The 13,619-nt window shown below is 54.2% G+C and carries 11 protein-coding genes and 4 tRNA genes; all 15 read left to right on the top strand.

What is annotated here, in order from left to right; all coding sequences use genetic code 11:
• Positions 1-178 precede the first annotated feature (178 nt).
• The 15 genes from wecA to DW56_RS14830 all read left to right on the top strand — a co-directional run bounded on the left by wecA (position 179) and on the right by DW56_RS14830 (position 13,231).
• Positions 179-1,282: a UDP-N-acetylglucosamine--undecaprenyl-phosphate N-acetylglucosaminephosphotransferase gene (gene wecA / locus DW56_RS14760; RefSeq protein WP_024551620.1), complete on the top strand. Its 1,104-nt coding sequence runs from the start codon at positions 179-181 to the stop codon at positions 1,280-1,282.
• 14 nt (positions 1,283-1,296) lie between these two features.
• A complete protein-coding gene (gene wzzE, locus DW56_RS14765; RefSeq protein WP_024551621.1) occupies positions 1,297-2,343 on the top strand; it encodes an ECA polysaccharide chain length modulation protein in 1,047 nt (348 codons plus the stop codon).
• Between the two features lie 57 nt (positions 2,344-2,400).
• Complete coding sequence (gene wecB, locus DW56_RS14770; protein WP_024551622.1) at positions 2,401-3,531, top strand: non-hydrolyzing UDP-N-acetylglucosamine 2-epimerase; 1,131 nt, start codon at positions 2,401-2,403, stop codon at positions 3,529-3,531.
• Positions 3,528-4,790 carry a UDP-N-acetyl-D-mannosamine dehydrogenase gene (gene wecC, locus DW56_RS14775; RefSeq protein WP_024551623.1) on the top strand — a complete coding sequence of 421 codons (1,263 nt, stop codon included), beginning with the start codon at positions 3,528-3,530 and terminating at the stop codon, positions 4,788-4,790. Before wecB ends, wecC begins: the two co-directional genes overlap by 4 nt.
• A 42-nt stretch (positions 4,791-4,832) precedes the next feature.
• Entirely contained in the window at positions 4,833-5,507 is a 675-nt protein-coding gene (gene rffC, locus DW56_RS14780; RefSeq protein ID WP_024551624.1) for a dTDP-4-amino-4,6-dideoxy-D-galactose acyltransferase, read from the top strand.
• A 4-nt stretch (positions 5,508-5,511) separates the two neighbouring features.
• Positions 5,512-6,642 (top strand): dTDP-4-amino-4,6-dideoxygalactose transaminase, encoded by a 1,131-nt coding sequence (rffA, locus tag DW56_RS14785; protein WP_024551625.1) that lies wholly within the window; start codon positions 5,512-5,514, stop codon positions 6,640-6,642.
• A 1-nt stretch (position 6,643) separates the two neighbouring features.
• Positions 6,644-7,894 carry a lipid III flippase WzxE gene (gene wzxE / locus DW56_RS14790; protein ID WP_024551626.1) on the top strand — a complete coding sequence of 417 codons (1,251 nt, stop codon included), beginning with the start codon at positions 6,644-6,646 and terminating at the stop codon, positions 7,892-7,894.
• The gene (locus tag DW56_RS14795; protein ID WP_024551627.1) at positions 7,891-8,967 is read left to right on the top strand and encodes a TDP-N-acetylfucosamine:lipid II N-acetylfucosaminyltransferase; all 1,077 of its coding nucleotides are present in this window, start codon (positions 7,891-7,893) and stop codon (positions 8,965-8,967) included. The genes wzxE and DW56_RS14795 overlap by 4 nt, the downstream gene beginning before the upstream one ends.
• A complete protein-coding gene (wzyE, locus tag DW56_RS14800) occupies positions 8,964-10,316 on the top strand; it encodes an ECA oligosaccharide polymerase (RefSeq protein WP_024551628.1) in 1,353 nt (450 codons plus the stop codon). The genes DW56_RS14795 and wzyE overlap by 4 nt, the downstream gene beginning before the upstream one ends.
• A gap of 19 nt (positions 10,317-10,335) precedes the next feature.
• Positions 10,336-11,076 (top strand): lipopolysaccharide N-acetylmannosaminouronosyltransferase, encoded by a 741-nt coding sequence (gene wecG / locus DW56_RS14805; protein WP_024551629.1) that lies wholly within the window; start codon positions 10,336-10,338, stop codon positions 11,074-11,076.
• Between the two features lie 242 nt (positions 11,077-11,318).
• The gene (gene thrP, locus DW56_RS14810; protein WP_024551630.1) at positions 11,319-12,704 is read left to right on the top strand and encodes a bifunctional threonine/serine APC transporter ThrP; all 1,386 of its coding nucleotides are present in this window, start codon (positions 11,319-11,321) and stop codon (positions 12,702-12,704) included.
• 102 nt (positions 12,705-12,806) lie between these two features.
• Positions 12,807-12,883 (top strand) — tRNA-Arg (locus DW56_RS14815).
• A gap of 56 nt (positions 12,884-12,939) precedes the next feature.
• Positions 12,940-13,015: transfer RNA gene (locus tag DW56_RS14820), tRNA-His, on the top strand.
• A gap of 14 nt (positions 13,016-13,029) precedes the next feature.
• Positions 13,030-13,116, top strand: a tRNA-Leu gene (locus tag DW56_RS14825).
• Positions 13,117-13,154: 38 nt separating this feature from the next.
• Positions 13,155-13,231, top strand: a tRNA-Pro gene (locus tag DW56_RS14830).
• Positions 13,232-13,619: the final 388 nt, after the last annotated feature.

A 13,619-nucleotide genomic window follows, 5' to 3' on the forward strand; every position in this document is an offset into this window, starting at 1 on the left:
TAACGTGAGCGTGTGCGTACTTTTAGCATCAAAAAAATGTCGTAAACCGGTTAAGCTATACTTATCTGGCTGAATAATAAACAGTCTATCCAGGGATGAAAGGTGGAGAGCGCTTCTGAACGCCAGGCCTTCACGGTTATACTTCCTGAGGATTTATTTTTTACAGAGAGCGTAAACTGTGAATTTAGTTACCGCCGGTACTGAGTTACTCAGTATTTTTTTGTTCACAACCGTTTTTCTTTTTTTTGCGCGTAAATTCGCCAAGAAAATCGGTTTGGTGGATAAACCAAATTTTCGTAAGCGCCATCAAGGGCTTATCCCTCTCGTCGGTGGTATTTCGGTTTATGCTGGTATCTGTTTTACTTTCTGGCTTGCTGACTACTATATTCCCCATGCTTTACTCTATCTCTCCTGCGCAGGCGTGCTGGTTCTGGTTGGCGCTTTAGACGACAGATATGATATCAGCGTTAAAATCCGCGCCATTATTCAGGCTGTGATTGCTGTGGTTATGATGACGGCGGGCGGTCTGCATCTTAACAGTCTCGGCTATATCTTTGGGTCGTGGGAGCTTGTGCTGGGGCCGTTTGGTTTCCTGATGACGCTCTTTGCCGTCTGGGCCGCTATCAACGCCTTTAATATGGTCGATGGCATTGATGGGTTGCTGGGCGGGCTTTCCTGCGTCTCTTTTGCCGCTATTGGCATGATTCTGTGGTTCGACGGCCAGATCAGTCTGGCGATGTGGTGCTTCGCGATGATAGCCGCCATTTTGCCTTATATCCTGCTTAATCTCGGCGCATTGGGCAGACGCTATAAGGTTTTCATGGGGGATGCAGGCAGCACGTTAATCGGATTTACCGTTATCTGGATACTCCTGGAAACGACCCAGGGTAAAACGCACCCTATCAGCCCTGTTACCGCACTGTGGATTATCGCGATACCGCTGATGGATATGGTTGCGATTATGTATCGTCGCCTGCGCAAAGGAATGAGTCCTTTTTCTCCTGACCGCCAGCATATTCACCATCTTATCATGCGGGCCGGGTTCACCTCCCGCCAGGCCTTCGTTTTGATTACCCTTGCCGCTGCGCTTCTGGCTGCTATCGGCGTGATATCAGAGTACGCCCATTTCGTTCCTGAATGGGTCATGCTGATACTCTTCATCTTTGCTTTTTTCCTGTATGGCTACTGCATTAAGCGAGCCTGGAAAGTGGCGCAGTTTATCCGTCGCCTGAAACGTAGAATGCGACATAAAAACCCTAAAAAACCGACCCTGAACAAGTAAAAACCGAGGACGTGATGAAACAACCATTGCTGGAGGCACAAGCCAGAGGCAACGAAAACGAGCTGGACATTCGCGGCCTGTTTCGTACGCTTTGGGCCGGAAAGGTCTGGATCGTCGGGATAGCGCTACTCTTTGCGCTCGGCGCTTTTGTTTATACGCTCTTTGCAAGGCAAGAGTGGAGCGCCACGGCGATAACAGACAGGCCGACAGTCAACATGCTGGGCGGTTTCTATTCGCAACAGCAGTTTCTGCGCAACCTGGATATCAAAGCGAATAATGCGCCGGTCGATCAGCCTTCGGTAATGGATGACGCCTACAAAGAGTTCATCATGCAACTCTCTTCATGGGATACGCGTCGCGACTTCTGGCTGCAAACGGACTATTTCAAGCAGCGCAAAGTCGGAAACAGCAAAGCGGACGCGGCTTTGCTGGATGAGCTTATCGACAATATTCAGTTCACTGCCGGGGATATCACCCGCAATCTTAGCGACAATGTCCGTTTGGTTGCTGAAACCGGGCCGGATGCCAATAACCTGCTTCGCCAGTATGTCGCCTTCGCCAGCCAGCGGGCCGCCAGCCATCTGAACGATGAGTTAAAGGGCGCATGGGCGGCGCGTACCATTCAAATGAAAGCGCAGGTTAAGCGACAGGAAGCGGTGGCGAAAGCTATCTACGACCGCAAGGTGCATAGTGTGCAACAGGCGCTGCGGGTAGCGCAGCAGCACAATATTGACCGCAGTGAAACTGAAGTTCCGCCGGATGAATTACCCGATTCTGAACTTTTTATGTTGGGACGCCCGCTATTGCAGGCGCGACTGGAAAATCTTCAGGCGGTCGGCGCGACTTATGACATCGATTATGATCAGAACCGGGCTATGCTGGCGACGCTCAACGTGGGCCCTGTCCTGGATCCCCTGTTTCAAACCTACCGTTATCTGCGTACCCCGGAAGAACCCGTTAAGCGTGATAGCCCGCGCCGCGCCTTCCTGATGATTATGTGGGGAATTGTTGGCGTGCTGACTGGCGCAGGCGTTGCACTGGCTCGCCGTCGTCCAGAGTAACAACGGCGCTTTGGCGCAAGCGGTCTGGCTTGCATCAGTAAACTTAAGAGAAACGTTGTGAAAGTATTAACCGTTTTTGGCACGCGTCCGGAAGCCATAAAAATGGCGCCGTTGGTGCACGCGCTGGCAAAAGATCCTTATTTTGAAGCAAGGGTATGCGTTACTGCGCAGCATCGTGAAATGCTGGATCAAGTCCTGCATCTTTTTTCCATTGTCCCGGACTATGATTTAAACATTATGAAGCCGGGCCAGGGGCTTACGGAAATCACCTGTCGCATCCTTGAAGGGCTGAAGCCTGTTCTGGAGTCGTTCCGCCCGGATGTGGTGTTGGTGCATGGCGATACGACGACAACCATGGCGGCGAGTCTGGCGGCGTTCTATCAGCGTATTCCTGTAGGCCATGTGGAGGCGGGGTTACGCACAGGCGATCTTTATTCGCCCTGGCCTGAAGAGGCTAACCGTACGCTGACAGGGCGTCTGGCGACATTCCATTTTGCGCCGACAGAGACTTCCCGACAAAACTTGCTGCGCGAAAACATAGCGAAGAAGCATATCTTCGTTACGGGCAACACGGTTGTTGATGCGCTGATTTCCGTTCGCGACCGTGTGATGGCGGATGATAAGCTGCGCGGCTCGCTGGCTGCGCAATATCCATTTCTGGATAGCGCCAAAAAACTTATCCTGGTCACCGGCCACCGCCGCGAAAGCTTTGGCGCAGGGTTTGAGCAAATCTGCAAAGCGCTGGCCGACATAGCTGCGCAAAATCAGGATGTACAGATTGTTTATCCTGTCCATATGAACCCCAACGTGCTGGAGCCGGTGAAACGTATTCTGGGTCATGTTGACAATGTGATACTCATCGAGCCCCAGGAATATCTCCCCTTCGTCTGGTTGATGAACCATGCATGGTTGATTTTGACGGACTCAGGCGGCATTCAGGAAGAAGCGCCATCGCTTGGCAAGCCAGTACTGGTGATGCGAGACACAACAGAGCGGCCGGAGGCGGTAAGCGCCGGAACCGTTCGCCTGGTGGGCACAAATAGCGAGCGCATAGTTCATGAAGTCATGAACTTACTTCATAACGAGGATGAGTATCAGGCCATGAGCCGTGCTCATAACCCTTACGGCGACGGGCAGGCCTGTGAACGGATTCTGCACGCACTGAAAAATAATCGGATATCAGTATGAATTTTAATACCATCTCAGTGATTGGTCTGGGATATATCGGTTTGCCAACTGCCGCGGCTTTCGCTTCACGGAAAAAAGCGGTCATTGGTGTCGATATTAACCAGCACGCTGTTGACACCATTAACCGTGGTGAAATTCATATCGTTGAGCCTGAACTGGGTCAGGTGGTGAAAGCAGCGGTACAGGAAGGATATCTGCGCGCCAGCACGCGCCCGCAAGAAGCCGATGCTTTTCTGATTGCCGTACCTACGCCGTTCAAGGGCGATTATGAACCCGATATGGCTTATGTGCAGGCAGCAGCGGAATCCATTGCGCCCGTATTAAAAAAAGGCGCGCTGGTTATTCTTGAATCGACTTCGCCCGTCGGCGCGACCGAGCAGATGGCTCAATGGCTTGCGGCGCTGCGCAGCGACTTAACTTTCCCGCAGCAGGCGGGCGAACGCGCTGATATTAATATCGCTTACTGTCCGGAGCGCGTACTGCCTGGTCAGGTAATGGTCGAACTGATTAAAAACGATCGTGTAATAGGCGGGATGACGTCTGCCTGTTCCGCCCGCGCCAGCGAACTTTATAAAATCTTCCTGGAAGGCGAGTGCGTGGTGACGAACGCCCGTACGGCAGAAATGTGCAAGCTCACTGAAAACAGCTTTCGCGACGTGAACATCGCTTTCGCCAACGAGCTCTCGCTCATCTGCGCGGAACAGGGCATTAACGTCTGGGAACTTATCCGCCTTGCTAACCGCCATCCTCGCGTGAATATCCTACAGCCAGGCCCGGGCGTCGGCGGTCACTGTATCGCCGTCGACCCATGGTTTATCGTGGCGCAAAATCCGAAGCAGGCGCGTCTTATTCGTACGGCGCGTGAAGTGAACGACAGCAAGCCGCACTGGGTCGTCAACCAGGTGAAAAACGCCGTGGCTGATTGTCTTGCCGCCACCAATAAACGCGCGTCTGAACTGAAAATCGCCTGCTTTGGCCTGGCGTTTAAGCCCAACATTGATGACTTACGTGAAAGCCCGGCGATGGAAATCGCTGAGCTGATTGCTGACTGGCACGCCGGTGACACGCAGGTTGTTGAACCCAATATCCATGCCCTGCCGAAAAAGCTTGTCGGCAAATGTCATCTGGCGACGCTTGAAGAAGCGCTGCGTGACGCGGATGTGCTGGTCATGCTGGTTGATCACCACCAGTTTAAAGCGATTGCCGGTGAAGCCATTGCGCAGCAGTGGGTCGTCGATACCAAAGGCGTATGGCGCTGACGCAACAGGCGCTGTTGCGATGAGCCGAGGGAGAAAAAGACGATGATAAAAGCGAACCTGGCGTCTCTTGACTGGGAAAACCAGTTTTTTGGCCTGCGCAGCGCCATTGTGCGTTTCGCTGACGATGCGCCCGAGCTGGATATCGCGCAGCTGGACGCATGGCAGCGAGTGCAGGCAAAAGTGCCGGCGCAGCGCATTGAGTTACTCGATGCGCTGCAACAACTCGGCTTTCAACTGGTGGAAGGCGAGGTGGATTTAGCCCTGCCTGTCAAAGCCGGGTTGCCTTCCACTTCGCTGGTTGAGGCGCAAGAAAGCTCGCTACCGGCGCTGCGCGATTTAGCGGCTTCCGCTTTTGCGCAAAGCCGTTTTCGCGCGCCGTGGTATGCGCCGCAAGCCAGCGGCAACTTTTATGCGCAGTGGGTGGAAAATGCAGTAAAAGGCGCATTCGACCACGCCTGCCTGGTCATGCAGGCGCCGGATGGCGCGTTGCGCGGCTTTGTTACGCTGCGGCAGTTAAATGAACAGGAAGCTCGCATCGGTCTGCTGGCGGGGCGCGGCATCGGCGAAACGCTGATGCAGGCGGCGCAAGGTTGGTGCGAAGCGCGTGGGCTATCCACGCTGCGGGTGGCGACGCAGGTTGGCAACACCGCTGCGCTTCGCCGCTATATTCAAAGCGGTGCGAATGTGGAAAGCACCGCTTACTGGCTTTACAGGTGAAAACATGATCCCATTTAATGCTCCGCCAGTGGTAGGTACAGAAGTCGATTATATGCAGTCGGCGATGGGCAGCGGCAAGCTGTGCGGCGACGGCGGTTTTACCCGCCGGTGCCAGCAGTGGCTTGAACAGCGCTTCGGCAGTAAAAAGGTGTTATTAACGCCTTCCTGTACCGCTTCGCTTGAAATGGCCGCGATTCTGCTCGACATCCAGCCGGGCGATGAAGTGATCATGCCAAGCTATACCTTTGTTTCCACCGCTAACGCTTTTGTGCTGCGCGGCGCGACTATCGTTTTTGTGGATATCCGTCCCGATACCATGAATATCGATGAAAGCCTGATTGAAGCTGCGATAACGGAAAAAACGCGCGCTATCGTGCCCGTGCATTATGCGGGCGTAGCGTGCGAGATGGACGCCATCATGGCGATCGCCAGAAAGCACAACCTGTATGTCGTGGAAGATGCCGCCCAGGGCGTGATGTCTACTTACAAAGGGCGCGCGTTGGGCACTATCGGGCATGTAGGCTGTTTCAGCTTCCATGAAACGAAAAACTACACCGCGGGCGGCGAAGGCGGCGCGACGCTTATCAATGACCCGGCGCTGGTGGAGCGCGCGGAAATCATCCGTGAAAAAGGCACTAACCGCAGCCAGTTTTTTCGCGGGCAGGTCGATAAATATACCTGGCGCGATATCGGCTCCAGCTACCTGATGTCTGACCTTCAGGCGGCGTATCTGTGGGCGCAGCTTGAGGCGGCGGATCGTATTAACCAGCAGCGCCTGGCGCTGTGGCAGACTTACTTTGACGCGCTGACGCCGCTGGCGCGCGCCGGACGCATTGAACTGCCTTCAGTGCCGCAGGCGTGCAGCCATAACGCGCATATGTTTTACATTAAGCTTCGCGATATTAACGACCGCAGCGAGCTTATCGCTTATCTGAAAGAGGCGGAGATCCTGGCGGTATTCCATTACATTCCTCTGCACAATAGCCCGGCAGGGGAAAAGTTTGGCTACTTCCATGGTGAAGATCGTTACACCACCCGCGAAAGCGAACGACTGGTGCGCCTGCCGCTTTTCTATAATCTGTCGCCGGTAAACCAGCGGACGGTTATTTCCTCTCTGTTAAGCTACTTCGGCTGACATGTCTCTGGCTAAAGCTTCGGTGTGGACCGCCGCGTCCACACTGGTAAAAATTGGCGCCGGTTTACTGGTGGTAAAGCTGCTGGCGGTAGCGTTTGGTCCAACAGGCGTGGGGCAGGCAGGTAACTTCCGCCAGCTGGTGACGGTGCTTGGCGTGCTTGCGGGCGCCGGAATTTTTAACGGCGTGACTAAGCTTGTTGCGCAGCATCGTGATGATCCAGCTGAACTGCGCAAAGTCACACGCACAGCGGCGGCGATGGTGCTCGCTTTTTCCACCTTGCTGGCGGTTATCTTTTTGCTTGCCGCGAGGCCGATCAGCATCGGGCTTTTCGGTCACGATAACTATCAAAACGTCGTGCGGCTGGTTGCGCTCGTGCAAATGGGTATCGCCTGGGCGAACCTGAGCCTGGCCATTATCAAAGGCTTTCGCGACGCCGCAGGCAACGCGCTGGCGTTGATCGCCGGGAGTCTGATTGGCGTTATCGCGTATTACGCCTGTTTTCGTCTTGGTGGTTACGAGGGCGCGCTGCTTGGGCTGGCGCTCGTGCCTGCGCTGGTGGTTATCCCCGCTGCGTTTATGCTTCGCCGGCGCAGCCATCTGCCGAAAGGTTATCTGAAACCCGGCTGGGACCGGGCGCTGGCGGCGCATTTGGGGAAGTTTACCCTGATGGCGCTCATTACCTCCGTCACGCTGCCGGTGGCTTACGTGATGATGCGAAACCTGCTGGCGTCTCACTATAGCTGGGAAGAGGTTGGGATCTGGCAAGGGGTAAGCAGCATTTCCGATGCTTATCTTCAGTTCATCACCGCCTCTTTTAGCGTTTATCTGTTGCCGACGCTTTCGCGCCTCCAGGCAAAAGAAGAGATTACCCGTGAGATTTTGCGTTCGCTGAAGTTCGTGTTGCCTGCGGTAGCGGCGGCGAGCTTCGCCGTATGGCTGCTGCGCGACGTGGCGATTTGGCTGCTCTTTTCGCCGAAGTTTACCGCCATGCGCGATCTCTTTGCCTGGCAACTGGTGGGCGATGTCATGAAAGTAGGCGCTTACGTCTTTGGTTATCTCGTCATCGCCAAAGCGTCGCTGCGCTTTTATATTTTGACGGAAATCAGCCAGTTTGCTTTATTAACCGCCTTTTCGCACTGGCTCATCCCGGCGCATGGCGCCGCAGGTGCGGCCCAGGCTTATATGGCGACGTATATTGTCTATTTCGCTCTCTGTAGCGGCGTATTTTTATTGTGGCGCAGGCAGGCATGACAGCATTGATGCACATTCTGGGGTCTGATATTCCCCATCATAACCAGACGGTACTGCAATTTTTTAATGACGAGCTGGCGTCAGCCCATCCGCAGGCGCGCGAGTTCATGGTCGTTTCCAGCGACGCGCAGTTGGCGCATGCGTTTCCTGCGCTGCGGATCCGCCAGTTTCCTGACAAAAAAACGCTGGCGAAAGCGGTAGTGGCGATGGCCCGCGCCGACCGGCGGCAGCGTTTCTTTTTTCACGGGCAGTTTAATACCGGCATCTGGCTGGCGTTGCTGACCGGAGGGTTGCAGCCTGAGCAAATGAACTGGCACATCTGGGGCGCCGATCTCTATGAGGTGTCCCGCAGCCTGAAGTTTCGCCTTTTCTACCGCTTGCGTCGGCTGGCGCAGGGGCGGGTGGGCCGCGTTTTCGCCACTCGCGGCGATTTAAGTTGGTTTCAACAGCGCCAACCGAAAGTGGCAAGCGAACTGCTTTATTTCCCGACGCGCATGGATCCGGCGCTGAACGATATCGCTGCGCCGGCTCGCGAAGGCAAACTCACGCTTCTGGTGGGTAATTCAGGCGATCGCAGTAATGAACATATCGCCGCGCTTAAGGCGGTTCATCAGCAGTTCGGCGATACCGTGCGTGTTGTCGTGCCGATGGGGTATCCGGCAAATAACGACGCCTATATCCACGAGGTGGCGCAGGCCGGAAAAGCGCTTTTCCGGGACGAAAATCTGCAAATCTTGCGCGATAAACTCGCGTTTGATGATTACCTTGCGCTGCTGCGCCAGTGCGACCTGGGATATTTTATCTTTGCCCGCCAGCAGGGAATAGGAACGCTTTGCCTGTTGATTCAGGCGGGCGTGCCGTGCGTGCTCAGCCGCGATAATCCCTTCTGGCGAGATATGGCGGAGCAAAACCTGCCGGTGCTTTTTACCGGTGATATGCTTAATGAAGCGGTGGTGCGCGAAGCGCAGCGTCAGTTACAGGCGGTGGATAAATCCCGCATCGCTTTCTTTAAACCAAACTATCTTGCGGGCTGGCACCAGGCGCTGCATATCGCGTCAGGAGAAATGGCATGAGCGTATTGCAATTTAGCGGCCTGTTTATCGTCTGGCTTATAGCAACGCTATTCATCGGCACGCTGACCTGGTTTGAATTCCGTCGCGTACGGTTTAACTTTAACGTCTTTTTTTCGCTGCTTTTTCTGCTGACTTTTTTCTTCGGTTTTCCGCTAACCAGCCTGCTGGTGTTCCGCTTTAACGTGGCAGTCGTGCCGCCGGAAACCTTGCTCCAGGCGCTGCTGGCCGCGGGGTGTTTCTATGGCGTTTACTATGTGACGTATAAAACCCGGCTGCGCCCGAAAAGCCATGCGCCAACAGGCCCGGGATTTTTCACCATGAACCGGGTGGAAACGCATCTGTTATGGATGATCCTCATGGCGGTGGCGCTGATAAGCGTCGGCATCTTTTTCCTGCATAATGGTTTTTTGCTGTTTCGCTTGCAGTCCTACAGCCAGATTTTTTCCAGCGAAGTGTCAGGCGTAGCGCTTAAGCGCTTCTTCTATTTCTTTATTCCGGCGATGCTGGTTATCTATTTTCTGCGACAGGACAGCCGCGCCTGGCTCTTTTTCCTTGTCAGCACCGTCGCCTTTGGGCTGCTCACTTACATGATCGTGGGCGGCACCCGCGCCAATATCATTATCGCCTTCGCCATTTTTCTCTTTATCGGCATTATTCGCGGCTGGATTTCGCTCTGGATGCTGGTGGCGGCAGGCGTGTTTGGCATTGTCGGCATGTTCTGGCTGGCGCTGAAACGCTATGGCCTGAACGTGAGCGGCGATGAAGCGTTTTACACTTTCCTCTATCTCACGCGCGATACCTTCTCGCCATGGGAGAATTTTGCGCTGCTGCTGCAAAACTACAGCCATATTGATTTTCAGGGGCTGGCGCCCATTGTGCGGGATTTCTACGTGTTTATTCCTTCCTGGCTGTGGCCGGATCGCCCGCACATCGTGTTGAATAGCGCTAACTACTTCACATGGGAAGTGCTCAATAACCACTCGGGGCTGGCTATTTCACCCACGCTTATCGGATCGCTGGTTATCATGGGCGGCGTGTGGTTTATCCTGCCAGGCGCGGTTGCTGTGGGGCTTATCATTAAATGGTTCGACTGGATTTACGAGCGTGGCAACCGGGAGACTAACCGCTATAAAGCGGCGGTGCTGCACAGCTTCTGTTTCGGCGCCATTTTCAACATGATAGTCTTGGCCCGCGAAGGCATCGACGCGTTCGCTTCCCGCGTGGTGTTTTTCCTTCTGATATTCTCCGCCTGCCTGCTGATGGCAAAGCTGCTGTACTGGTTGCTCGAAAGCGCCGGGCTGGTTCATGCCCGCCTGCGCCGTTCTTCTGGCCCGCTTTCGCCGACCTGAGCGTTAACTAAGGATTGTTATGACGGACAAGAGTTCTGCCCCCATTTATACCCTGCGCGGTTTACCTTTGCTGGGATGGCGCGATATGCAGCATGCCCTTGATTATCTGTATGCGGATGGCGCGCTGAAAAAGGGTACGCTGGTGGCGATTAACGCTGAAAAAATGCTGACGCTGGAAGCGGATGCCGAAGTACGAAGCCTTATTGAAGCGGCGGAATTTAAATATGCCGATGGTATAAGCGTTGTGCGTTCCGTACGTAAAAAATATCCGGGAGCCCAGGTTTCCCGCGTCGCCGGGGCTGATTTATGGGAAGCGTTAATGGCGCGCGCCGGCGAGGCTGGCACACCGGTGTTCCTGGTGGGGGGCAAGCCTGACGTTCTGGCGCAGACGGAAGCGAAACTTCGAAAGCTCTGGAACGTGAATATCGTCGGCAGCCAGGATGGCTATTTTAAGCCCGAAGCGCGTCAGGCATTGTTTGCACGTATTCGCGACAGCGGCGCGCAGATTGTTACTGTCGCTATGGGTTCGCCGCGCCAGGAAATCTTCATGCGCGATTGCCGGAGCGTGCATCCCGACGCGCTTTTTATGGGCGTAGGCGGCACGTATGACGTATTCACCGGACACGTAAAGCGCGCGCCTAAAGCCTGGCAAAATCTGGGCCTCGAGTGGCTTTATCGTCTGCTTTCCCAGCCAGGCCGCCTTGTGCGTCAGCTGCGGCTGCTGCGTTATCTCGGCTGGCATTACACCGGACGCCTCTGATCTTTTTGCAGCGTGCCGAAAGCACGCTGCATTCCTTGCCTTCACCGCTGCTTTATTATCCAGAATCCGCTTTTTTTCAAAGCATCGTTTGCCATTTGCCAAAAATTGTTAAAACATGCGCCCGCGCGCAGTATTCAGTATCCGTCATTTATTTGATGAATCGATGGCCTGCGCGGCACGTGAGATGGCCACATCACAATAACCGGTCAACCCGGAACAGATGCAAACACAATTGAGGATCTATGGCAGAAGAAAAAGCGGAGCTACAGCGTGGGCTGGAAGCTCGACATATTGAACTTATCGCGCTTGGCGGCACGATTGGCGTCGGCCTGTTCATGGGCGCGGCAAGCACGCTGAAATGGGCAGGCCCGTCGGTATTGCTGGCTTATATTATCGCCGGGCTGTTTGTTTTTTTTATCATGCGCTCGATGGGCGAAATGTTATTTCTGGAGCCTGTGGCGGGGTCGTTCGCGGTTTATGCGCACCGTTATATAAACCCATTTTTTGGCTATCTCACCGCCTGGTCATACTGGTTTATGTGGATGGCGGTAGGGATTTCGGAAATCACGGCCATTGGCGTCTATGTGCAGTACTGGTTCCCTGAATTGCCGCAATGGCTGCCCGCGTTGCTGGCCGTAGGCCTGGTCGCGTTAGCAAACCTTGCCGCGGTTCGGCTGTATGGGGAGATCGAGTTCTGGTTCGCGATGATTAAAGTCACCACCATTATTGTGATGATCGTGGTGGGGCTTGGCGTGATTTTCTTTGGTTTCGGCAATGGCGGCCATGCCACAGGTTTCTCTAATCTCACATCGCATGGCGGCTTTTTTGCTGGCGGCTGGAAAGGCTTTTTGACCGCGCTTTGTATTGTGGTGGCCTCTTATCAGGGCGTTGAGCTTATCGGTATCACCGCAGGCGAGGCGAAAAACCCGCAGGTCACGCTGCGCAGCGCGGTAGGCAAGGTTCTCTGGCGAATCCTGATTTTTTATGTCGGCGCCATTTTCGTTATCGTAACGATTTTTCCGTGGGATGAGATAGGCAGCAACGGCAGCCCGTTTGTGCTGACATTCGCGAAAATTGGCATTACCGCCGCGGCTGGCATTATCAACTTTGTGGTGCTGACGGCGGCGCTGTCCGGTTGCAACAGCGGGATGTATAGCTGCGGACGTATGCTCTACGCGCTGGCAAAAAACCGCCAGTTACCGAAGGCGATGACGAAAGTATCGAAAAGCGGCGTGCCGGTAGCGGGCGTTACGCTTTCTATTATTATTCTGCTGATCGGCTCTTGTCTGAACTACATCATTCCCAACCCGCAGCGCGTATTCGTTTATGTCTACAGCGCCAGCGTGCTGCCGGGCATGGTGCCGTGGTTCGTGATCCTGATTAGCCAGCTTCGCTTCCGCCATGTTCATCGCCAGGCTATCGCTTCGCATCCTTTCCGCTCCGTGCTTTTCCCGTGGGCGAACTGGCTGACGATGGCGTTTCTGGCTTGTGTGCTGGTGGGCATGGGTATTAACGACGACACGCGCATGTCGCTGTTTGTCGGCATACTCTTTTTGGCGTTAGTTTCGCTGGTCTATAAGGTATTCGGCCTTAATCGACACGTTCACGAGCCAAAAGCGGACAGATAACCGCCATGATGCGCAAAGCATAACCAAACGCGCATTTTCTTAAAAAAAGCACTAGACAGCAGGGCGCTAAGACCGTAGTATCCCCACCCGCAACGGCGCTACGCGCCCGTAGCTCAGCTGGATAGAGCGCTGCCCTCCGGAGGCAGAGGTCTCAGGTTCGAATCCTGTCGGGCGCGCCATTTTAATAAGGCGCTTGAGCGACGAGAGTAGAACAGGCAGTAAAAGATTTACAGTGGTGGCTATAGCTCAGTTGGTAGAGCCCTGGATTGTGATTCCAGTTGTCGTGGGTTCGAGTCCCATTAGCCACCCCATTATTTTGTGGCATGCGAAGGTGGCGGAATTGGTAGACGCGCTAGCTTCAGGTGTTAGTGTCCTTACGGACGTGGGGGTTCAAGTCCCCCCCCTCGCACCACTCCTTGAATTGAACTAAAAATTCAAAAAGCAGTACCTCGGCGAGTAGCGCAGCTTGGTAGCGCAACTGGTTTGGGACCAGTGGGTCGGAGGTTCGAATCCTCTCTCGCCGACCAATTTTGAACCCCGCTTCGGCGGGGTTTTTTGTTTTCTCATTTCTTATGATGCTTCCCTCTGCTTCCCCTGCATTCCCTGAAGCGTCATCAATAAACCACCCTTCCGGCACAGCCTGTCTCTTTATAGAGACACCTAACCCTTTATTTTTATTACTCTTTTTATTAGATGGCTTATGGGTGTCGCTGCAAAGAGACATCAGGCGTGGCTACAGCAGAGCGTAACGCCCCGTAACTGACGTAATCTATTTTCCATAAGCTAATGATATGGCTAAGAAAAAAGATATTTTTCAAGCGTTTGTGAATGCCTGGCACGCCTTATGCTATATTGAGTGCGTAGATGCTCATTCCACTCCTTATGTTTGCCCCAGGCTTCATAAACCCCGGAATG

The sequence above is a fragment of the Franconibacter helveticus LMG 23732 genome (assembly GCF_000463115.2).
Lineage (GTDB): Bacteria > Pseudomonadota > Gammaproteobacteria > Enterobacterales > Enterobacteriaceae > Franconibacter > Franconibacter helveticus.